The sequence below is a fragment of the Methylomonas methanica genome, assembly GCF_001644035.1.
Lineage (GTDB): Bacteria > Pseudomonadota > Gammaproteobacteria > Methylococcales > Methylomonadaceae > Methylomonas > Methylomonas methanica_A.
In genome coordinates this window covers 15,428-37,263 of record NZ_LUUG01000134.1, presented here as the reverse complement: position 1 = coordinate 37,263, position 21,836 = coordinate 15,428, and the positions used below count along the sequence as shown (strand labels likewise).

Genomic DNA, 21,836 nt, shown 5'->3' with positions numbered 1-21,836 from the left:
AGTCACGGATTCAGGTATGAAATAATGAAAAATTGGGCTGAAAATGCAAAACTTGATAAGCGGAAGAATGATATTCTCGGATCTATTAAAAATGTCGGTGTGGCAACCTTTCAACATCTTCGAATCAACTTCGGAATTGATACTGTAAAGCCTGACCAAAGAGTCAAAGAAATATTGGAAAAAGAATTTAACCTGAAACTTTCAAGTGAAAAAGCAATTCTTGCCGTAGAAGAAATAGCACACATTACTGGATTTAAAGTTATTGAAATTGATCAAATTTTCGTGAAATATGCTTCAGGTTATTATTGATGTTTTAAAATGGACACCATCCTCCGCTACTTCCAAATGCTCCGCTTCATCCCCAAAGAACCGGAGTCCATTTCCACCCCGGATTTGCTGAAAAAACTACAGGACTTAGGATACGAGGTGGACATCAGGACGGTGCAGCGGGATTTAAATAAACTGTCTTCATCAGGCTTGTTTCCCTTCACCAGTTCGGATGAAACCAAGCCCTTATGCTGGTTCTGGCCGAAGCAATCCGCGCGTATGCAATTTCCGTTGATGTCGGCGGATGAGGCGCTGACATTCAAGCTAGTTGAGCAGTTTTTAATTCCGTTGTTGCCGTTATCCGTCAGAGCACATTTGGCCGATTATTTCGCGTTGGCCGACGGTACGCTGAAACATTCGCCATTGGCCCATTGGCCGGATAAAGTCAGAACGATTCCCGCCAATCAAACCTTGCTGCCACCGCAAATCGACGTCGAGGTATTGAAGGTGGTGTATGAAGCACTGTTGAAAAATCGGCGTTTTTCAGCCGGCTACCTGCGGCGGGACGAAGCCGCCAAACAGTACGAAGTCAATCCCTTGGGCTTGATGTTCCGGGGCAATGTGGCTTACCTGCTGGCGACGTTGTGGGATTATCAGGATGTAAAACAATTGGCGTTGCATCGTTTCGAACAGGCGATATTGTTGGATAAGGCGGTTAACGTGCCCGCAGATTACGATCCGGATATGTACATAGCCTCCGGCGAGTTCGAATACCCAACCGCGCCTGACGCCGACATTCAACTGACATTGAAAGTTTGTCCCTGGGTGCGTAAGCACTTGTCGGAAACGCCACTGAGCGCCGACCAGCGGATTACCCCGCTCGAGGATGGTTATTTTCGGTTGCAGGCTTCGGTGAAAGACACCTTGCAACTGCGGTGGTGGTTGCGAGGATTCGGTGAGGATATTGAGGTGTTGGAGCCGGGTTCTCTAAGGCAAACCTTTGCCGCAACGGTTCGAGTACTGAACAAAATATACGGCATTTAGGCTTCGAGTAAGCTTCCGATATGAACAAGCTCTCGATCTGTCCAATAAGCAATTATTCGGATTTTCTTTCCAGCGACTATGACTTCGGTAGCTTTGTCGAGGCTCAAGCCAATCGGTTCGCCAAAGCAGCGTGTATTGATGTTTCGAAAAATGGTGTGCGGAGTTATAACCCATTACTCATCTATGGCGGCATTGGGTTGGGTAAGACGCATTTGCTAAAAGGGATTGCCAAGGCCGCTTCGCTACAGCGACAGGATGTTTCCATTGTTTATCAATCGGCGGAACAATTTGTGCACAATTGGGTGGATGCAATTCGTTCTGACTCGGAAGATAAATTAATCGAATATTTTGAAAGCGTTGATTTATGGCTGGTTGATAATATTGAACTATTGACCCATAAAAAGCCGGTTTGGGAAGGGTTTCTTAATATTCTTGAATATATTTCCCAGGACAAGCTACAAATAGTGCTGGCTGGAGCAATATCCATTGATGAACTCCAAGAATTGGATGAGTGGCTGAAATCGCGTTTTATCAATAGTTTATCCGTGGAAATTTCTCAGCCAGACCAGGACACTCGAATTGAAATACTGCGCGGTAAGGCTATGAGTGCCGATTTCGAGTTGGATGTGGACATAGCGAGCCTTCTCGCCTGACGGATTTGCTCGGACGTCAGAGAGTTGGAAGGTGCATTGCATAAGTTGCAAGCTTACACCAAATTGTTCGACGAAAAAGTTACTCTTGCGCAAGCGGAAACTTTGTTGTTTTTAAACTAAGATCGTAATGCGAAAACGCCGAGATTAAACGACAGGTGTTGTCGCATGCTTACGGTAGATTGTCTGTTAGCAATCACCGGAAGCAATAAGATGTCAGATAATCGTTACTTACGCCGCAATAGGCCACAGCAAGCGGGAAATGCAGCGTGAACCAACAGAACGCCGTTTTGCGTGCCGCCCAAGCCATCGCCGATGCGGACACTCTGTTGATTACCGCCGGTGCCGGCATGGGTGTCGATTCCGGCTTGCCGGATTTCCGCGGCAAGCAAGGCTTCTGGCGCACACATCCAAGCTATGCCGCCGAAGGCTTGACGTTCCAGGATCTAGCGAATCCGCAATGGTTTTTTAACGAACCGAGACGCGCCTGGGGCTTTTACGGCTCTCGCTACCATTCATATGGAAATACGCCGCCGCATGCCGGTTTTACACTGTTGAAAAGCTGGTTAGACAGCAAGCCCAATCCGGGTTTTGTGTATACCAGCAATGTGGACGGACATTTTCAAAAGGCGGGGTTTGCCGAAGATAGCATTTACGAATGTCACGGTTCGATCCATTACTTGCAATGTTGCATGCCTTGTAACCAAAGGATTTGGCCTATTAAAACACTTCGGCTAACGGTGGACAGCCACAGTATGATAGCCCAGGGCTCCTTGCCTTTTTGCCCCGATTGCGGCGGATTTGCCCGTCCCAATATTTTGATGTTTGACGATGCCTTTTGGTTAGAGCATCGTGCCCGGCAACAACAAAATCGATACCTGGATTGGAGTTTACGGGCCATGCATCAACAAGTCGTGGTCATTGAATTGGGTGTCGGCTCGGAGATAGGCCCAATTCGCTGGGTCGGAGAAAGTTTTCCCGGTACGTTGCTTCGTATCAACCCGAGCGAATCGAACGCCCCCAAAGGCAGTATTTCGCTTGCGATGTCGGCGTTGGCGGCGCTGACTGCTATCGAGCGGATTCTCTCCGCTGGGCACGGACCGCAAGACAGAGAATTGTATGACGGGTAAGCCAAGGGTTTGACTTGTCCTCTGCCAAGAAGCGATCAATGGCAATCAAACTGCTTTGGCCAGTCCCGATAATTGAATACTTGGCCTTCTTGACGCACGGTATCAACCGCAGCCAGATCCAGTTCGGCGTAAACCCATTGCACCTGATTATATTCGCCGATCGTCAGAATACCGTTGTTGGGAAAACCCCTATCCACCGGCGTGTAAATCGCCGCCGCGCCGCAGTTGACGTCCACCGCTTCCGACCAATCGGCATTGCCCACCAATGACGCCTGAACGACGTAGCATTGGTTTTCCAAGGCGCGGGCTTGGCAACCGATGCGCACTCGATAATAGCCTGCTTCGGTGTCGGTGCAACTCGGCACTAGAATCAAGCTTGCGCCGCGTTCGGCCTGTTGGCGGGCGTAATGTGGAAATTCACTGTCGTAGCAAATGTTGATTGCCACCTTGCCGAACACGGTATCGAATAACTTGATGTCCAAGCCGCGGGAAATATGCCATTGCTCGTTCTCAAAGCGCGTCATGGTCAGCTTTTCTTGATAATCCACGTCGCCTTGCGGGGTAAAGAAATAGGCGTGATTGCGAAATTCGCCACTGTCGTGTTTGACCGGGTAAGTCCCGGCCTGAATGTAGACCCGGTATTCGGTTGCTAGCGTTTTGAATAGGTCCAGATAGCCCGGCAGCAAGGTTTGCAAGGCATCCAGTTGGCCGTTCAACGAAGAATAAACCTCCTTCGGAAACAAGGATGCCAATTCCATGCAGGCATATTCCGGGAACAGCAGAATCTCGGCTTTGTTCTCGGCGGCTTCCTTGACCCAGCGGCGGGCCTTGGTTGCGAAATTTTCCCAGGTTTCCAGGAAGCTGATGTCGTATTGGGCGCTGGCGATTTTAGGCACGGTCTTCTCTCAACCAAAAAGTCATGGGTTTAGCGGTCTCGCTGGTGTCGTCGAGATCTTTCCAGGTATAAGTGGTTTTCAGCTCGGGATGTTTGACGTAGCCGCGCTTGTTCCAGAACGCATCCAGCGGCACATAATCGGCGGGCCGGCGCGGATGGTCAACAGGGCGTTCGACGCAACAAAAGGTGATATGTTTGAAGCCGCCCAACTCTTCGGCATGCGCTTCGCGCTGTTCAAAGAAACGCACACCAATGCCCAAGCCGCGATAAGCCTTGTTTAGCACCGATTCCCCGCAATAAAACACTTGGTCTGGATCGTAACAGTGCTCGACAAATGGCTTTTTCACTTCGTCGGTTTCGTATTTCAATGGAATCGCCGTGGATGCGCCGATGATCGCCTCCCCATCGAACGCCAATACAATAACGCTTTCCGGGCAGTTGATATAGGTTTGCAGGTATTTCTTCTCGTACTCGTAATCGCCGTCGTACAAGTACGGAAAGTCGCGGAACACTTCGATGCGCAGGCGCGCCAATTCTGGGATATATTGAATCAAGGCTTCGCCGCTGAGGCGCTGGATGCGGATGTCTTTGCTCATGCTGATTTGCGGTTGAATTAAAAACAAAAGCCGACCGTGGGTAAGGCTGGCTAGAAGTAATGTTGGATTGCGGTCACTAGAGGAACGCCCTGAGCGGGCAGTGATGTTAAGCAGGTCAGAGAATTTAGGCCAGGAGTTTTGCGAGCAAAGGCATAACTTCCGTAGCGAATACTAAGCCTAGCATCCATTTCAAAATCACTAAATCCGAACGGACGGGTGCAAGCTCAATCTGTAAGTCTTTTTTGGTCAGAGGCTCGTTTTCGGCTTGAGCATCGCGGAAAGCTTCGGAAACAGCTTCTGCCTGTTTCTCGTCAAACCCGGCTTCTTTAAGTTTACGAACAAATTTATGCGTGTCGAAGGTAACGGTGGCCATAGGAACAGTCTCCAGTGATATTGGTGCTAGTTTAACAGCGATTGATAGCGCATCAAAACGCGTGAGCGTAATCCATGGAGTGTGATTGTTATGTCCGTGTACTCCATTCGTCCGATTACGCGCTGCTAATCGGCTCTGAAGCAAGTTCATGTTCTGACGCCTAACGAAGAGCTAATCGGGCGCGGCCCGGAAAGCTGAAAAAATAAAATCGCATTATAGCCGCGCTCCGGTTGAGCGTTTGGTTAGAGTCCATTAATGCACATCCTCGGTGGCTTGGCACAAGCGAGTACGCGACCGGCCATTTATGTCAATGAAGGTGTGCGGGGATGCCAAATCACATTCCAGGATAATGTTTTTTGCATCGTATGGCTGCCACATTACTTGATCTGCAAATACAGGGGGGGCGCCAGAGGAAATACATAGTGATATACCGGCGATGGAGATCGGCGCAACTAACGGAGCATACAAGAATCTGAGCTGTCGCTCTTTTTCAATTATGAATGCACCTGAAACATCTGTGATTGCGAGCTGATTTGTGGTAAGGCAGGGGTCACTCATTGGGCCATACGCTGCGAAAATCTGTGCGCCGACTACCGGTGTACCTGTCGTAACAACGTGCCCAGACATGGCCGGTAGCCGAACCACAGTATGCGGGAACGGAACGCAACCTACGCAGAGTGTTGTAGCAACGACCGTGAACACGCGCATCATTTTCGTGGGCTCTAACTACAATTAGCCATCCTAAATGACGCAAAACATTGCGTCAAAACGATGTCTAAATATTTTAAAAAATAGAAATATCTTTTCATTTCAACTGTGTGTCTTCATTTGGCACTGCCTAAATTAAACTGGTTAGCTGTCAAAAGTTTACCTAGACTATTTCTGCAAACGCCCCCGCCGCGCCTCCATTGGATTCTGCCGTAAAGGTCGATAAATCTCAATACGGTCCTCAGAGCTAACAATTTTGTCCAAATTGCAAACCACCCCAAAAATCCCCACCTTCTGCTGACTCAAATGTATTTCCGGAAACTCCTGCAATATCCCGGAAACTTCTATGGCTTGTTCGACGGTGGAATTCGCAGCCAAACTAACAGGGATAAGCACTTGCCGCTCCGGCGTGGCGTAAGCCACTTCCACCGCGATCAACTCATCCACCATACAAGGCTTTGGCGCGTTGCGTAAACGAGCTGACCATGGTGTTGCAAATCTGGTTAAACACCGGGCCGAAGGCCAGATTAGCCAGCATGCCGGAGATTTCGAATTCCAGGTCCAGCGAGATTTTACTGGCGTCCTCGCGCAGCGGCATGAAGCTCCAAAAGCCCTCCAGCGAGGAAAACGGCCCGTCCAGCAAGCTGATCTGGATTTTGCCGCCCTGATCGACTTTATTGCGGGTGGTGAAGGATTTATGAAAGCCGGCCTTGGCGATGTCGATTTGGCCCTCGACGATGTTGCCTTCGCGTTTCAAAATTTTACTGCCGGAGCACCAGGGTAAAAACTTGGGATACGACTCGATATCGTCCACCAGGTCAAACATTTGTTTGGCGGAGAATTTGACCAAGGCGCTTTTTTGCACAACCGTGATCATTACAGCACCCCAAGTACATGCAGGAATACAAGAAATACCGCTGCCGGCGCCACGTATTTGATCAGAAATTGCCAAGCTTGAAAGCCTTGCGCCGGCAGTTCCAGTTCCTGCTCGGCATGGACTTGTTTCATCATCCAGCCGGCAAACACGGCGATGCACAAACCGCCCAAAGGCAGCATCAGATTGGCGGTAAGGTAATCCAGCAGTTCGAACAGGTTTTTATCGAAGATTTTGAAACCGGACCAGACGTTGAAGGAAAAGACGACAGCGACGCCCAAGCCCCAGCAAGCGGTACCTGACCAAACGCAGGCTTTTTGCCTATCGATATTTTTGTTTTCCACCAACCAGGCTACGGCCGGTTCGATCAAGGAAATCGAAGAGGTGAGGGCGGCGAAAAACAGCAGCACAAAAAACAAAACGCCGAATAACCAGCCGCCGCTCATGTGCCCAAACGCTAATGGCAGGGTTTGAAAAATTAGGCCGGGGCCGACAGCCACTTCTAGGTTATTAGCAAATACCAAGGGGAAGATGGCTATGCCGGCCAATAAGGCCACGGCAGTATCGGCGCCGGCAATGAAAAACGTGGTTTTGGCGATGGAGACATGGCCGGGCAGGTAAGAACCGTAGACCATGATGGCGCCCATGCCGAGGCTTAAAGTAAAGAAGGCGTGACCCATCGCGGTGAGCACCGCATCGGCGTTGATTTTGCTGAAATCCGGGCTGAATAAAAACTGGATGCCTTGCGCGTAAGAACCGGATGCCATCGCATAAGCCACCAAAATAATCAGGATCACAAACAAGGCCGGCATCAAAAAGCGTACGGCTTTTTCCAGGCCGCCTTTGATGCCGCGCATGACCACTTGCATAGTAATGACCATGAACACGGTATGCCAGAAAATTTGCTGGATCGGGCTGGCCATCAAATTGTCGAAAATTTCCTTCACTTCTGCGCCGTCGGTACCGAAGAAACCGCCGAAAAAGGCTTTAAAGATATAAGCCATCGACCAACCGGCAATCACGCTATAGTAAGCCAGGATTAAAAAGCCGGCGATCATGCCCATCCAGCCCAAATAGCCCCAGCGCGGGTCTACTTTGGCTTCCGCCGCCAGGGTTTGCATGGTGTTGATCGGGCTTTGCCGACCGCGCCGGCCCAGCATAATTTCCGCGATCATGATCGGGATGCCGATGGCTGCTACACAGAGCAAATAAACCATCACAAAGGCGCCGCCGCCGTTTTGGCCGGTGATGTAAGGAAACTTCCAGATATTACCCAAACCGACCGCCGAACCGGTGGCGGCCAGAATAAAGGCGAAGCGGGAGGACCATTCGCCGTGGATGGATGGGGTTTTATCTGTCATGTTGGGGAGCCCTTGTGTTTTTATATCGTTATTTAACGGGTGTGTGAGTAAAATATCAAAATTCACGTTTTCAGTCAGTTTAAAAAATCTTCGCTACAGAATGGCAGCCAAAAAATCCAAGAAGGACAACAAAGCCACCGATAACACGATTGCGGTTAATCGTCAGGCTTCCCACGAGTACACCATAGACGAGACTTTCGAAGCCGGTTTGGTATTGGAGGGCTGGGAAGTGAAAAGCTTGCGTGACGGCCGGATCCAGCTGAAAGAGAGCTATGTAGAGATCAGACGCGGCGAAGCGTGGTTGAGCGGGGCGCATGTGTCCGCTTTGCTATCGGCGTCTACGCACGTCAATCCCGATGCGGTGCGCAAGAAAAAATTATTGTTACACAGGCGTGAATTGAACAAATTGATCGGTTCCGTTGAGCGGAAGGGCTATACCTTGATTCCCTTGTCGATGTACTGGATCAAGGGCCGCGCCAAGTTGAAAATCGGTCTGGCGAAAGGTAAAAAATTGCACGATAAACGCGCCGCTTCCAAAGACAAGGACTGGCAGCGCGACCGAGCGCGCATCATGAAGCACGGCTAATCTCGATGGCGACGCATCCCAACTTGCAGGAAGCAGACAACAGCGTTTTGCTGGTGGTGGACATCCAAGGCCGTTTGTCCTCGGCGATGCCGGCTACAGACTTGCAGCAGATGCTCACGCATGGCCAACGCCTGTTGCAAGCCGCCGATCTTTTGAATGTGCCGGTGCTATTGACCGAACAGTATCCGCAAGGGCTTGGACCTACTCAGCTAGAGATTAGCGAGTGTTTGCCCGGCAATGCTCGGATTTTCAGTAAAACCGGTTTTTCGTGTTGCGCCGCGGACGGCTTTAAGCAAGCCCTGGCTGATACGGGACGGAAGCAAGTCGTGGTAATAGGCCAGGAAGCGCATGTGTGCGTGCTGCAAACCGCCCTTGAGCTGCTAAGTGAAAATTATCAAGTTCATGTGTTGACCGACGCGGTGTGTTCGCGCCAGGTGAATCATAAAAACTATGCCTTGCAGCGCATGCAGCAGCAAGGTGTCACGTTGAGCTGTCACGAATCGGTGTTGTTCGAATGGTTGCGGGATGCTCGGCATAGCCATTTCAAAACTATTTCAGCGCTTTTGCGTTAATGTCACGGGGGTTTAATGCTACGGAAGGGATGGAACGCGGTAATACTTGGATTACTGCTGATGCAAGGATGTACCGAGCCGCTGCCGCCAGTAAAGACTTTTAGTGGTTTCGCACAAGGTACTACGTACCATATTAGCTATTGGGCTCCGCAAGCGCTGGATGAGGCGCAGATCACCGCTGAAGTTGAAAAGGTTTTCGCGGATTTGGATAAAGCTTTGTCCAACTACCGACCCGACTCGATAATCGAACAGTTCAATGCCAACACCTCGACGGATGGTCAGCAAGTCGGCGAGGAAATCGTGGCTTTGGTTAAAATTGCTCAGAACGTTAGTGCCCTGAGTCAAGGGTGTTACGATTTGACCATAAGGCCCTTGTTCGAGCTGTGGGGCTTTATGGGTGACGACTTGACTATTCCCGACGATGCAACTCTTCAGGTGGCTTTGGCGAATGTCGGGATGGACAAGTTGCAACTGGTGGACGACAGCCATATGTCGAAAAAACTGCCGAATTTGCGTGTCGATGTGTCGTCGATAGCTCAGGGTTACAGTGTAGAGAAAATCAGTAATACGCTACAGGCTATGGGTATCCAAAACTATCTGGTGGAAATTGGCGGCGAGTTGAAAGCGCTGGGTAGCAAGCCGGACGGCAAGGCTTGGCGGATTGCGGTGGAAAAACCGCTGCCCGGCGAGCAAAAAATGCATAAGGTAGTCACGTTGCCGAAAGACAGCCCGATGTCGGTGATGACTTCCGGCACGTATCGGCATTATTTCGACATTAAAGGTAAACGTTACAGTCACATTCTCGATGCTCGCAACGGCACGCCGGTAACGCACGATTTAGTGGCTGTCAGCGTGTTTAATGAGAGCCCGACTATCGCCGACGCCTGGTCCACCGCTTTATTGTGCCTGGGGCAGGAAGAGGGGATGAAGCTCGCCGATGCCGAGAAATTGCAGGTGATGTTTATTCAGCAGCAAGGCACCGAGTTTTTGGAAAGCAAAACTAGAGCCTTGACCATGTCGACCCTGGTGACGATTAACTAGGCTTAGTTCTATCGTGGTAGTATCCGCGCAAAACTGAATCGGGGGAGATTTTATGTGGGGTCTAAACGATCACTTAACATTCGCCGTACATGGCGGCGGCGATAACGGTGGGGGAGTTGCCGGCGGCGTGGAGAGCTTGTTGTCCTTCCTGGAAGTGTTGGTGCGGCAATCTCCGTCGGAAAGTCTGGATAGTTTGTTGCCGGGCATCGCCGCGTTACAAAATGTCCATCCCTTGCTGGTACATTTTCCGATTGCGTTGTTGACTTTGTTCTTCACCCTGGACTTGATCGGCAGCTTGGCCAACCGCCCGGAATGGCGGCAGATAGCCGGCGCGTTTTTGTATCTGGGTACCGTATTTGCCGCGTTGACCGTGGCGGCCGGTTTGGTCGCGGCAGGGAGTGTGGCGCATGGTGGTGACGTTCACGAGATCATGGAGCATCATGAGCACTTGGGTATTTCGGTATTGAGCCTGGCTGCGCTGCTATCAGCGTGGCGCTTGTTGAGTAAAGGGTTGATAGCCGGACCGGCTAACACGCTGTACTTGTTATTGGCGGCGATTTTATCCGGATTGCTGGCGTTTACTGCCGATCTGGGCGGCCTGATGGTCTATAAACATGGCGTGTCGGTACACGCTGCGGAGCAGGTTAATCAAGCGGCGGCGCGGGCCCATGAACACGAAGGTGCTGTTGAGGATAGTTTGCCGGCAACGCATGAAGACGCAGAAGTCGACGATTTGAAACCGGAAGATAGTCATCACGATGAAGCAGCGCATGGCGTTGCCGGTCATCGTCACGACCATCATCATGCGCATTGACGTCCGCCTGAAGAGCCGTCGGACAAAGGCTGACAAGGGTCAGCCTTTTTTTATTGGTCCGGACATGACATATCGGATAGCTGTGTTATCCTACGCCGCCATTTTTTGTGAGGCTTTAGATGCGTACCCGCGTTAAAATTTGCGGTTTTACCCAAGTGGAAGATGCACTTTGTGCAGCTAATTTGGGTGCCGATGCGATTGGTTTGGTGTTTTATCCGCCCAGTCAAAGAAACGTAAGCATCGAACAAGCCGCAAGCATCAGTAGAGCATTGCCAGCCTTTGTTAACGTGGTAGCCTTGTTCGTCGATGCCGCGCCGGCGTTGATCCGGGAAGTATTGAATAAAGTAAGGGTGGATTGCCTGCAATTTCATGGCGATGAGCCTGCCGATGATTGCCGGATTTACGATAAATCGTACATCAAAGCCATTCGCATGCAAGCGGATACGGACGTCGTCGGATTGCAACAGCAATACCACGATGCGGCCGGATTACTGTTGGATGCTTATCATCCGGGCGTGCAGGGCGGCAGCGGTAGCGGTTTTGACTGGGATTTGATTCCGACGACCCGCAGTTTGCCGATCATTCTCGCGGGCGGATTGACGCCGGAAAATGCCGGGGAAGCGATTAAAGCTGTAAAACCGTACGCACTGGATGTGAGCAGCGGTGTTGAGGCCGGGAAAGGCATCAAGGATGCGGCGAAAATGGCTGCATTTATAAGAAAAACTAATCAAGCGACTTGAAAACTATGACAGAAAGATACGATATGCCGGATGCCCGGGGCCATTTCGGGCCTTACGGCGGTATTTTTGTGGCGGAAACGCTGATGCCGGCCATTACCGAATTGAACGAAGCCTACCAGCGCTACATGCAGGATCCTGAGTTTATTGCCGAACTGGATGCCGATCTTCGAGACTATGTCGGCCGGCCATCGCCGCTATATCACGCGGAGCGCTGGAGCCGGGATTTGGGCGGTGCGCAGATTTATCTGAAGCGCGAAGATCTCAATCATACTGGCGCGCACAAAGTTAATAATACTGTCGGTCAAGCCCTGCTGGCCAAACGCATGGGCAAGACCCGCATCATCGCCGAAACCGGCGCCGGTCAGCACGGTGTAGCCACCGCAACCGTCGCCGCGCGCTTGGGTTTGGAGTGTGTGGTGTACATGGGCGCTGTGGACGTGGCCCGCCAATCCTTGAATGTCTATCGGATGAAGTTGTTGGGCGCCACCGTGGTGCCTGTGCAATCAGGGTCTAAAACCCTGAAAGACGCATTGAACGAAGCTCTGCGCGATTGGGTGACCAATATCGATAATACTTTTTATATTATCGGCACCGTGGCCGGTCCGCATCCTTACCCGGCCATGGTTCGGGATTTTCAGGCAGTGATTGGCCGTGAAGCCCGTCAACAATGCCTAGATCAAACCGGCCGCTTGCCCGACGTGCTGCTGGCCTGCGTGGGTGGCGGTTCCAACGCCATCGGCTTGTTTTATCCGTTTATCGACGACAAGTCTGTGAAAATGATCGGCGTCGAAGCGGCCGGTGACGGCGTAGAAACCGGCCGCCATTCCGCACCGCTATGCGCCGGTCGTCCTGGCGTATTGCACGGCAATCGCACGTATTTAATGGCTGACGACGATGGTGAAATCATCGAAACTCACTCCATCTCCGCCGGCCTGGATTATCCCGGCGTTGGCCCTGAGCATGCCTGGCTGAAAGATACCGGTCGCGCTCAGTATGTGAACATTACCGACGACGAAGCGATGGCGGGTTTTCATGCCTTAACCCGCATGGAAGGTATTATCCCGGCACTGGAATCCAGTCATGCGATGGCTTACGCGATGAAACTGGCGCCCACCATGCGCCAGGATCAAATCATTGTTATTAATCTGTCCGGACGCGGCGATAAAGACATGCAGACCATAATGCAACGCGAGGGCATCAGTTTATGAGCCGCTTAGCCAACAAATTTGCCGAATTAAAAGCCTCAGGCCGTAAAGCCTTGATTCCGTTTATTACCGCCGGCGATCCGTATCCGGAGTTTACCGTACCCTTGTTGCACGAAATGGTGGCGGCTGGTGCCGACGTCATCGAGTTGGGCGTGCCTTTTTCCGATCCGATGGCCGATGGCCCGGTGATCCAACGCGCCAGCGAGCGGGCTTTATCACACCATGTCGGCTTGCGAAAAGTATTGAGCATGGCCATGGAGTTTCGGAAAACCGATCAGGACACCCCGTTGGTGTTGATGGGTTATTTAAATCCCATAGAAATCATGGGTTACGAAGACTTCGCCAATGCCGCGCAACGCGCCGATGTGGATGGTGTGTTGACCGTGGATTTGCCGCCGGAAGAATCGGAGGCTTGTGTGCGCATGCTGCGCGAGCGCGGGATCGATCAAATTTTTTTACTGGCGCCTAACACCACTGCCGAACGGATTCAGAAGATGGATGCGGTGGGCAGCGGCTACCTGTATTACGTGTCTTTGAAAGGCGTCACCGGTGCCGGGCATTTGGATACCGCCGATGTTGAACAAAAATTGCAATTGATTCGCGAAAATACCGCTTTGCCAGTTGGTGTTGGTTTTGGCGTGAAAGACGCCGACACCGCGAAAACTATCGCCGCTATTGCCGACGGTGTCGTGGTGGGTAGCGCGCTGATCAGTAAAATAGAAGCAAATCTCGATGATCCTCAGCAAGCCAAGCATGAGATCATCACCCTATTGAAATCCATGCGCGCAGCCATGGATGTTTAAGCTTTCCAGCGGAGAATATACCGAATGAGTTGGTTTGAAAAACTGGTTCCCTCTGCCATTAGAACCGAATCCTCGCAGAAAAAAACCACCGTGCCGGAAGGCTTGTGGAATAAATGTCCGCGCTGCGATGCGATTTTGTTTAATGCCGAGTTAGAGAAAAACTTAAGCGTTTGTCCGAAATGCGATCACCATTTGCGCATTTCGGCGCGCAAACGCCTGAATATGTTTTTGGATGAGGATGGCCGTCAAGAAATCGGCGCCGGATTAAAACCCAGCGATCCTTTGAAATTCAAGGACAGCAAACGTTATAAAGACCGGATCAGTCAGGCGCAAAAACAAAGCAACGAGAACGATGCATTGGTGGTGATGAAAGGTACGCTGAAAGGTGCCGGTATCGTCGCTGCGGCGTTTGATTTTGGTTTCATGGGCGGCTCGATGGGCTCGGTGGTTGGCGAGCGTTTTGTGCGTGGCGTAAACGAAAGCTTGCGCCTTGGTGTGCCCTTCATCGTCTTTACTGCCAGCGGTGGCGCCAGAATGCAGGAGTCTTTGTTCTCGCTGTTTCAAATGACTAAAACCAGCGCGGCCTTAACCAAACTGGCCGAAGCCGGAATTCCGTATATTTCCTTCATGACTGACCCGACCATGGGCGGTGTTTCCGCTAGTCTGGCGATGTTGGGCGATATTAACGTGGCGGAACCCGATGCCTTAATCGGCTTTGCCGGTCCGCGGGTGATTGAGCAAACCGTGCGGGAAAAGTTGCCGGAAGGTTTTCAGCGCAGCGAATTTCTGCAGGAACACGGGGCAATAGATATGATCGTTGATCGCCGTGAGATGCGCGATAAAATTGCCAGCATTCTGGCTATTATGTGTGCCGGGCGCAGCAGCAATGCCGACGTGGTGGAAGTCATTTCTAACAGTCAGTCTTTAATCAATCAGGGTGAAAGCGATAATCCGCAGCATCAGGAATAAGCACGGTCGAAATGACACGTTTTGATTCGCTGCAAGCCTGGTTGGACTGGCAGGAGAAACTACATCCTCGGCCTATTGATTTAGGATTGGGACGGGTTGCCGGCGTATATCGGCAGCTTAATCCCGAGCAAAAAAAGCCGCTGACCATCACAGTTGCCGGCACCAACGGCAAAGGTTCGTGCGTAGCATTTCTGGAAGCGATATATCGCGCTGCGGGCTATAGAGTTGGAGCTTACACATCGCCGCATATTTTGCGTTATAACGAACGTATTCGTATTGATGGTGAATCGGTCGACGATGCGTTGATTTGCGAAGCTTTTGCCCGTATAGATGCAGCGCGCGGCGAAACCAGTTTGAGCTATTTCGAATTTGGTACACTCGCCGCGTTGAGTATCTTTGCCGACGCGGATCTGGATATTCAGTTGCTGGAAGTCGGTTTGGGCGGCAGACTCGATGCGGTGAATATTGTTGATCCCGATGCGGCGATTGTGACGACGATAGCACTCGATCATGTGGATTGGCTGGGTCATACCGAAGAAGCCATCGGCCGGGAAAAAGCCGGCATCTTTAGGCCGGGCGTGGCGGCGATAATCGGTGATCAGCAAGGGCCGCGCTCGGTAGTCGAGGTGGCCGAGCAGGTGGGGGCCATCGCGTTGCAAATGGGTAGCGCATTCACGTATCAAAAACGGTTGGACGACTGGGAATGGCGGTCTGCGGATACGCAAATCAGTCGCTTGCCGCCGCCGGCGTTCAAGGGCGAGCACCAATATCGAAACGCTTCGGCGGCGATAATGGCTATAAAAGCTCTACAGTCTTTATTAGCGGTCAGTGACGATGCGATTCGGCAAGGCTTGCAAAGCGCCCAGTTATCCGGGCGTTTTCAGTTGGTTGCCGGCTCGCCGCGAATTTTGCTTGACGTGGGTCATAACCCGCAAGCTGTGCAAACATTAATCGACTATTTGCACGAATACTTCCCCGAAGTCAGAATACACGCAGTTTTTGCGATGATGCGGGATAAAGATATTGCCGGCGTATTGAATATGATGCGCGACAAAGTGACAACGTGGTATTTAGCGCCGCTGGTTAATCCTCGCGCTGCTAGTGCGGATATGTTAGAAACCATCTTTCAGCAACAAGGCCTGGACAATGTCCGTAGCGGTTTTGCCGATTTTACCGAGGCATTTCAAGCCGCTCGGCAAACTGCCCGGCAAGACGAATTGCTTTTGATTTTTGGTTCTTTTTTTCTAGTATCCGAATATTTATCGAAATTTTCTTAGAGGTGATCAGAATGGATCAAGAGTTAAAGCAGCGATTGATTGGTGCGGCGGTGATTACCGCGTTGGCGGCGATTTTCGTGCCGATGTTATTTGACGACCCGATCGACGAAACCGGCAAAAGCATCAACGAATTGAAAATTCCCGAGCTGCCTGCCAAGGCTCAGGATGTGGAAATCATGCCTCTACCGGAAAAAGTTGAAGAGGTAGCGGAAACTCTGCCGGCGGGGAATGCGCCCAAACAACCGGTGAAAGTGCTGGAAGAGGGCGAATCTGAAGCCGAGTTGGAAGCGCCCAAGCCGCAAGTTAAATTGTCCGCCAAGGACACCGCGCCGGTGCAGCGTAGTTTGCCGGCCGCCAAATCCCCTGCACCGGCGGCGGCTGTCGCGCAACTCGACGAGGAACCTGCCGAAGCGGAAGATGTGCCGCCGGTAGTGCTCGGCAAACCCAGCAAATCGCCCGCGCCGGCCGTCCAGCCTTTACAAGCGGTGAGTCCTAGCCCGAAAGTGCTTAAGCCGGTTAATAAATTGCCTGAACCCAAAGCAGAGGTAGCCGCAACTCCCGCTCCCGCACCGGCCGTAACGCCGGCCAGCAAAGCGCCGCCGGCAGCTGCCGAGGACAGCAACCGCTGGTATTTACAAGTGGGTACCTTCAGTCAAAAACCTAACGCAGTCAGTTTGCAGGATAATTTGAAGCAACAAGGTTTTGCCGCATCGGTCAGAGAGGTTGCCAGCGATAAAGGTACCGTGTTTAAAGTGCGGATAGGGCCTATCGTCGATAAAGCCAAGGCCCAGGCCGTGAAGGCAAAGTTGGCGCAAATTAACGTCAACAGCTTTGTTTCAGCGGACGAATAACCATTTGCTAACGTCGTATTGTTTGATTTAGCCGGCTAGACCATGTTGGATTTTGTACCCTGGGCCAAGTTGCTGTGGGTGGATTACGTCGTCATCTCCATTATCGCGATTTCGGCGATAATGGGCTTACTGCGCGGATTTATTAAAGAAGCGTTTGCGCTAGCGCTTTGGGTGGTGGCGGTTTGGGTCGCGACGCAGTACTGCCGTGATGTTTCGGTTTTATTGCAATCGACCATCAGCTATCCTTCCGCTAGAATCGCTGCCGCGTTCGCCTTATTGTTTTTCGCCACCTTGATTTTGGGTAGCTTAATCAGCTTTTTGCTGAGCCAGCTGATAGAAAAGACCGGCTTGACCGGTAGTGATCGTTTGCTGGGTATGTTATTCGGTATTGCCCGCGGGGCGGTGCTGGTTTCTATTTTGGTGATGCTGGCCGGCTTAACGCCGTTACCGGAAGATCCCTGGTGGAAACAATCCCTTCTTATTCCTCCGTTCCAAGCCTTGGCAGTGTGGTTGAAAACCCACATGCCGACCGGCTTGGCGGATTATATCCATTATCGATAACTCGGGTCTGCTATGTGTGGTATTGCCGCTATTGTTTCCAATCAAAGTGTTAATCAGGATTTGTACGACGCCCTGACGGTACTTCAGCATCGCGGCCAAGATGCCGCCGGTATCGTGACTTGCGATGGTAGCCGTTTGCATTTGCGCAAGGATAACGGTTTGGCGCGGGATGTATTTTCCAGCAAGCAAATGATGAAGCTGAAAGGCAATATGGGCATTGCTCATGTGCGCTATCCGACCGCCGGTTGCACCAGTTCGGCAGAGGCCCAGCCGTTCTACGTGAACTCGCCGTTTGGCTTGACGCTGGCGCACAATGGCAATTTGACCAACACCGAAGAATTGAAATATCAGGTGTTTATGGACGACCAGCGCCATATCAACACCGATTCGGATTCTGAAGTATTGCTGAATGTATTCGCGCATGAATTGGCGCAATTCGGCAAACTCAAATTGACCGTGGATGATGTGTTTCAAGCCGTCAGTGCCGTGCATAAGCGTATTCGCGGCGCTTATGCCGTGGTGGTGATGATTGCCGGTTTCGGCGTATTGGGTTTCCGCGACCCACATGGCATTCGCCCCATTGTGTTCGGCAAACGCAAAACCGAAGATGGCACCGACTACATGATCGCTTCGGAAAGCGTGGCGCTGGATGTGTTGGATTTTCAATTGATTCGCGACATCGAGCCGGGTGAAGCCGTATTTATCGAAGCGGACGGTCAGTTACACACCCAGCAATGTACGGAAGTAGTCGATCACTGTCCGTGTATATTTGAATACGTCTACTTTGCTCGGCCGGATTCGATTATTGACAATATTTCGGTGTACAAAGCCAGAATGCGGATGGGTAGAAAATTGGCCGAAAAAATTCAACGGGAGTGGCCGGATCACGACATCGACGTGGTCATCCCGATTCCGGATACCAGTCGCACTGCCGCCTCGCAGATTGCCCACGACTTAGGCGTGAAGTTTCGCGAAGGTTTTATGAAAAACCGCTATATTGGTCGGACCTTCATCATGCCCGGACAAAAAATGCGCAAAAAATCGGTCAAGCAAAAGCTGAATGCGATTTCATTGGAATTCGACGGCAAGAACGTATTACTCGTGGATGATTCCATTGTCCGCGGCACGACCTCTGAACAGATTATCCAGATGGCCCGCGATGCCGGCGCCAATAAAGTGTATTTTGCCTCTGCGGCTCCGCCAGTACGTTATCCCAATGTCTACGGTATTGATATGCCGGCAGCGCATGAACTGATCGCGCATGATCGTTCCGAGGATGAGATTTGCCAAGCCTTGGGTGCCGATAAGCTGATTTATCAAGATTTGGATGATTTGATTGAAGCGGTCGGTAGAGGTAACCCGGATATTAAACATTTCGATACCTCATGTTTCAGTCATGATTACATCACAGGCGATATCGACGATGCTTATCTGGCGCGCATCGAAGCTTTGCGCAATGACAATGCGCAGGAATTGCGCAACAGCAGCAGCTTTATCATCGAGATGCAGGTTGCAAAGTAACAGGACACGAGATGAGTGAATTTGATTGGCAAGATTATGCCCCGGAAACCCTGGCCATCCGTACCGGGCATAAACGCACTCACGAAGACGAACATAGTATTCCGATTTTCGCTACCTCCAGCTATGTGTTCAAATCGGCTGAGGAAGCGGCATTACGCTTTACCGGCAAACAGCCCGGTAATATTTACTCGCGCTTCACCAATCCGACCGTCAGCGCGTTTCAGGAACGTTTAGCTTATTTGGAAAAGGGCGAGCGTTGTCTGGCGTTTTCGTCTGGCATGGCGGCAATCATGGCGGTGGGCATGGCTTTGCTAAAAGCCGGTGACCATGTGGTCTGTTCGCGTAGTGTGTTCGGTAACACGGTGCTGACCTTCCAGAATTATTTCGGCAAGTTTGGCGTCGAGACCGATTTCGTCAGCCTGACCGAGCCGGCGGCCTGGGAAGCGGCGATTAAGCCCAATACTCGGTTTCTGTTTCTGGAAACGCCGTCCAATCCTCTAATTGAAATTGCCGATATTCAAGTCTTAGCGGATATCGCTCATAGACATGGGACTTTGTTGGTGGTGGACAATGTGTTCTGCACGCCGATATTGCAGCAGCCATTGACCTTGGGCGCGGATTTGGTGTTGCATTCCACTACCAAATACATTGACGGCCAAGGGCGTTGCGTGGGCGGTGCGGTGGTAGCCAACGAAGAGTTGATCGAAAAATACGTGTATCCCTATCTGCGTACCGGCGGCGCGACGATGAGCCCGTTCAATGCCTGGGTGTTTTTGGGCGGACTGGAAACGCTGGCGTTACGGATGAAAGCCCATTGTGACAACGCGTTCGAACTGGCCAAATGGCTGGAGCAACAACCCGCGGTTGCAAAAGTCCATTATCCGGGCCTGGAATCGCATGCCCAGCATGAGTTGGCTAAACGTCAACAAAGTCATTTCGGCGCTGTGGTCAGTTTCGAATTGGAAGGCGGCAAAGATCACGCCTGGCGGCTGATCGATTCGACACGGATGTTGTCGATTACTGCGAATCTGGGCGATGTAAAAACCACCATCACTCATCCGGCGACTACTACGCATGGCCGCTTGACACCGGAAGCGCGCGCCGAGGCCGGCATTAAAGACAGCTTGGTCAGAATTTCAGTGGGTTTGGAAAATATCGACGACATCAAGGCCGATTTGCTTAACGGATTGACGAATTGCTGATGGCGATGGCTGGTAAAGCCTGTCGTCGCGCAACGCAAATCAAAAATTAAGCTATCTTTGACCGACGTTATAGAGAGATTGCGATCATGTTTCAGGATAGAAAAGAGTACCGAAAAAACTTTAACGCGGAAGGCCAACTATTTGTGGGTGGCGAGACCTTACAACTGAATTGCTATGATGTGTCGCTGAAAGGCGCGATGGTTGAAGTCAGTCCTGGCGATTTGCTCACCACTATCCAGGATTTTGAAGCGTTGCTGAACGAAGATCGGCAGGCGGAAATATTTGTCGCGGAATTGATGTTGGCCGGTGAGGTCGACATTGTTTGGGTGAAACGTGAACGTAACCGCATCATGATGGGTTTGGAGTTTCGCGATGTCGTGCACAATGCTCATAAACTCTGGCGCAAACGGCGCGGCTACCGCAAACTGGAAGGGTTTAAAGCCGAATTGTTTATCGACAAGGAGCGCTTCAGCGTGGAAGGTGTGAATCGTTCGGTAGAGGGCATGTGCCTGAAGCTAACGGGTGATCATCCCTGTATTAAGATCAACGCTCCGGTTAAGCTGCTGGCTGCCGAGCTCGGATTGAGCGCTTTAGGCAAAGTGGTTTGGGTAGAGAGTAACGAACTGGTCACCCGTCTTGGTCTGCAATTGGTGATCGTCAAATAAGGCAGGCCAGGATGGGCTGCTTGCGCAGTTGATTCATGCACTCCGGGTATTTTTAGGTCAGTCAACCCTATACAAATAATACAAGCAGCCTTATCGTGATTGGAGTCATTCAGCCGGAAATGATGTCCAGAAATGCATGTCCATACCAGTGTCGACCCACTTAAGCGTTTAGTAGCGGATCTAACTCGTGGTTCATATCCAGAGCATGTAAATCGTCAAAACCACCGATGTGCCGCTCGCCGATATAGATTTGCGGTACTGTGCGCCGTTTGGTTTTTTCCATCATTTGCTGACGTAGTCCAGGCTCGGCATCCACATTGATTTCGGTATAGCCGACACCTTTTCGATCAAAAAGTTTTTTCGCCATGGTGCAGTATGGGCAGAGCTTTGCGGTGTAAATGATAATGTCCGGCATGAGAAAAATTAATAAATGCTAATGAATGAGGGTATTCTACGGCCACGGCTGGTTTTGCTCAATAGCCATGGCCTTTGCCAGTTGCTCGACTAGTAAGCAGGACGCTTCGGGTAATGTCGTGCCAAACGCCACAATTCCGTCTTCGTGGCCCAGCATGCTGAATAATCCAGCCTGTTGCAGTTTGCCTGAGGCAAATAGCCCGGCAACGGCGCTGGCCATTTCCGGGGTGCCGTAGGGTACGTCTGCCGCAGTACAAGCCAGATCAAGCCGGTCAGTCTGCACCCACAACTCTGGACAGTGAACGTGTATCACCGCAGTAATCGATGGGTGTTGACGATAAACGCTGGCGTGGGTGAGCGCTTCCGAGGACGGTTGCGATAAGCCGCGCGACTTGATGGCATTTCGTTCTGGTGATGCGCTTTCGATCAGCGCATAGTGTTGTTTGTTAAGCACAGGCAAATGTCCGGTTTGAGTGCCGGAGATCAAAAATTCTTGGCCACCGGGAACCAGACGCCGACTGATGTTGCCGAAGCCCAGCCCAGCGTATTTTTCGGTTATTTGCCCAATCAGCCGCAAGCGATAAAACAGGCTACGCCAGGCATTGAGTTCGCTGATATCGATATCCGCCGCTAATTCGCCATGCTGATGATCAAGGCGATATTTAATGACACCTTCCAGTTCGCTCAACCCGTTTTCCATTCTTATAATGTGCTTTT

At 51.3% G+C, this 21,836-nt stretch carries 26 protein-coding genes; 18 read left to right on the top strand and 8 right to left on the bottom strand.

Annotated elements, in window-relative coordinates; translation table 11 throughout:
• The 4 genes from A1332_RS23700 to A1332_RS23685 all read left to right on the top strand — a co-directional run.
• Positions 1–309: hypothetical protein (locus A1332_RS23700; RefSeq protein ID WP_231890405.1), on the top strand; the 309-nt coding region annotated here is incomplete at its 5' end.
• 9 nt (positions 310–318) lie between these two features.
• Positions 319–1,311 (top strand): helix-turn-helix transcriptional regulator, encoded by a 993-nt coding sequence (locus A1332_RS23695; RefSeq protein ID WP_064010853.1) that lies wholly within the window; start codon positions 319–321, stop codon positions 1,309–1,311.
• A gap of 20 nt (positions 1,312–1,331) precedes the next feature.
• Positions 1,332–1,964 carry a DnaA ATPase domain-containing protein gene (locus A1332_RS23690; protein WP_064010852.1) on the top strand — a complete coding sequence of 211 codons (633 nt, stop codon included), beginning with the start codon at positions 1,332–1,334 and terminating at the stop codon, positions 1,962–1,964.
• Positions 1,965–2,230: 266 nt separating this feature from the next.
• Positions 2,231–3,091 (top strand): SIR2 family NAD-dependent protein deacylase, encoded by an 861-nt coding sequence (locus A1332_RS23685; protein WP_064010851.1) that lies wholly within the window; start codon positions 2,231–2,233, stop codon positions 3,089–3,091.
• Between the two features lie 35 nt (positions 3,092–3,126).
• Here the strand turns inward: A1332_RS23685 and A1332_RS23680 are convergent, their stop codons facing one another.
• The 6 genes from A1332_RS23680 to A1332_RS23650 all read right to left on the bottom strand — a co-directional run bounded on the left by A1332_RS23680 (position 3,127) and on the right by A1332_RS23650 (position 7,898).
• Positions 3,127–3,987, bottom strand: a complete 861-nt coding sequence (locus A1332_RS23680; protein WP_064010850.1) for a carbon-nitrogen hydrolase family protein — start codon at positions 3,985–3,987, stop codon at positions 3,127–3,129.
• Entirely contained in the window at positions 3,980–4,582 is a 603-nt protein-coding gene (locus A1332_RS23675) for a GNAT family N-acetyltransferase (protein ID WP_064010849.1), read from the bottom strand. The genes A1332_RS23680 and A1332_RS23675 overlap by 8 nt, the downstream gene beginning before the upstream one ends.
• A gap of 124 nt (positions 4,583–4,706) precedes the next feature.
• Positions 4,707–4,955 carry a coiled-coil domain-containing protein gene (locus A1332_RS23670; protein ID WP_064010848.1) on the bottom strand — a complete coding sequence of 83 codons (249 nt, stop codon included), beginning with the start codon at positions 4,953–4,955 and terminating at the stop codon, positions 4,707–4,709.
• 876 nt (positions 4,956–5,831) lie between these two features.
• Positions 5,832–6,113 (bottom strand): RnfH family protein, encoded by a 282-nt coding sequence (locus A1332_RS23660; RefSeq protein WP_064010846.1) that lies wholly within the window; start codon positions 6,111–6,113, stop codon positions 5,832–5,834.
• Entirely contained in the window at positions 6,103–6,540 is a 438-nt protein-coding gene (locus tag A1332_RS23655; RefSeq protein ID WP_082879858.1) for a type II toxin-antitoxin system RatA family toxin, read from the bottom strand. The genes A1332_RS23660 and A1332_RS23655 overlap by 11 nt, the downstream gene beginning before the upstream one ends.
• Positions 6,540–7,898 (bottom strand): sodium-dependent transporter, encoded by a 1,359-nt coding sequence (locus A1332_RS23650; RefSeq protein ID WP_064010845.1) that lies wholly within the window; start codon positions 7,896–7,898, stop codon positions 6,540–6,542. Before A1332_RS23650 ends, A1332_RS23655 begins: the two co-directional genes overlap by 1 nt.
• A gap of 100 nt (positions 7,899–7,998) precedes the next feature.
• Here A1332_RS23650 and smpB point away from each other — a divergent pair, with 100 nt between their 5' ends.
• From smpB to A1332_RS23580, 14 genes are all read left to right on the top strand, one after another.
• Positions 7,999–8,484, top strand: coding sequence for an SsrA-binding protein SmpB (gene smpB, locus A1332_RS23645; RefSeq protein WP_020481594.1), 486 nt, complete (start codon positions 7,999–8,001; stop codon positions 8,482–8,484).
• Between the two features lie 5 nt (positions 8,485–8,489).
• Positions 8,490–9,056 carry a hydrolase gene (locus tag A1332_RS23640; RefSeq protein ID WP_064010844.1) on the top strand — a complete coding sequence of 189 codons (567 nt, stop codon included), beginning with the start codon at positions 8,490–8,492 and terminating at the stop codon, positions 9,054–9,056.
• Positions 9,057–9,116: 60 nt separating this feature from the next.
• Positions 9,117–10,097 (top strand): FAD:protein FMN transferase, encoded by a 981-nt coding sequence (locus A1332_RS23635; protein ID WP_231890404.1) that lies wholly within the window; start codon positions 9,117–9,119, stop codon positions 10,095–10,097.
• 52 nt (positions 10,098–10,149) lie between these two features.
• Positions 10,150–10,911 carry a DUF2231 domain-containing protein gene (locus A1332_RS23630; protein WP_064010842.1) on the top strand — a complete coding sequence of 254 codons (762 nt, stop codon included), beginning with the start codon at positions 10,150–10,152 and terminating at the stop codon, positions 10,909–10,911.
• Between the two features lie 119 nt (positions 10,912–11,030).
• On the top strand, positions 11,031–11,651 hold the full coding sequence (locus A1332_RS23625; RefSeq protein ID WP_064010841.1) for a phosphoribosylanthranilate isomerase: 621 nt from the start codon (positions 11,031–11,033) through the stop codon (positions 11,649–11,651).
• Between the two features lie 5 nt (positions 11,652–11,656).
• Complete coding sequence (gene trpB, locus A1332_RS23620; protein WP_064010840.1) at positions 11,657–12,859, top strand: tryptophan synthase subunit beta; 1,203 nt, start codon at positions 11,657–11,659, stop codon at positions 12,857–12,859.
• Positions 12,856–13,659, top strand: a complete 804-nt coding sequence (gene trpA / locus A1332_RS23615; RefSeq protein ID WP_064010839.1) for a tryptophan synthase subunit alpha — start codon at positions 12,856–12,858, stop codon at positions 13,657–13,659. Before trpB ends, trpA begins: the two co-directional genes overlap by 4 nt.
• A 24-nt stretch (positions 13,660–13,683) precedes the next feature.
• The gene (gene accD / locus A1332_RS23610; RefSeq protein ID WP_064010838.1) at positions 13,684–14,628 is read left to right on the top strand and encodes an acetyl-CoA carboxylase, carboxyltransferase subunit beta; all 945 of its coding nucleotides are present in this window, start codon (positions 13,684–13,686) and stop codon (positions 14,626–14,628) included.
• A gap of 11 nt (positions 14,629–14,639) precedes the next feature.
• A complete protein-coding gene (gene folC, locus A1332_RS23605; RefSeq protein WP_064010837.1) occupies positions 14,640–15,905 on the top strand; it encodes a bifunctional tetrahydrofolate synthase/dihydrofolate synthase in 1,266 nt (421 codons plus the stop codon).
• Between the two features lie 11 nt (positions 15,906–15,916).
• Positions 15,917–16,756, top strand: coding sequence for an SPOR domain-containing protein (locus A1332_RS23600; RefSeq protein ID WP_064010836.1), 840 nt, complete (start codon positions 15,917–15,919; stop codon positions 16,754–16,756).
• A 42-nt stretch (positions 16,757–16,798) separates the two neighbouring features.
• Complete coding sequence (locus A1332_RS23595; RefSeq protein ID WP_082879857.1) at positions 16,799–17,317, top strand: CvpA family protein; 519 nt, start codon at positions 16,799–16,801, stop codon at positions 17,315–17,317.
• A 12-nt stretch (positions 17,318–17,329) separates the two neighbouring features.
• Positions 17,330–18,838, top strand: a complete 1,509-nt coding sequence (gene purF / locus A1332_RS23590) for an amidophosphoribosyltransferase (RefSeq protein WP_064010835.1) — start codon at positions 17,330–17,332, stop codon at positions 18,836–18,838.
• 11 nt (positions 18,839–18,849) lie between these two features.
• A complete protein-coding gene (locus A1332_RS23585; protein WP_064010834.1) occupies positions 18,850–20,040 on the top strand; it encodes an O-succinylhomoserine sulfhydrylase in 1,191 nt (396 codons plus the stop codon).
• An 86-nt stretch (positions 20,041–20,126) separates the two neighbouring features.
• Entirely contained in the window at positions 20,127–20,705 is a 579-nt protein-coding gene (locus A1332_RS23580) for a PilZ domain-containing protein (RefSeq protein ID WP_064010833.1), read from the top strand.
• A gap of 160 nt (positions 20,706–20,865) precedes the next feature.
• On the opposite strand, the gene grxC is transcribed toward A1332_RS23580, so the two are convergent.
• Positions 20,866–21,120 carry a glutaredoxin 3 gene (gene grxC / locus A1332_RS23575; RefSeq protein WP_064010832.1) on the bottom strand — a complete coding sequence of 85 codons (255 nt, stop codon included), beginning with the start codon at positions 21,118–21,120 and terminating at the stop codon, positions 20,866–20,868.
• A gap of 36 nt (positions 21,121–21,156) precedes the next feature.
• Entirely contained in the window at positions 21,157–21,819 is a 663-nt protein-coding gene (locus tag A1332_RS23570; RefSeq protein ID WP_082879856.1) for a class II aldolase/adducin family protein, read from the bottom strand.
• Positions 21,820–21,836 lie beyond the last annotated feature (17 nt).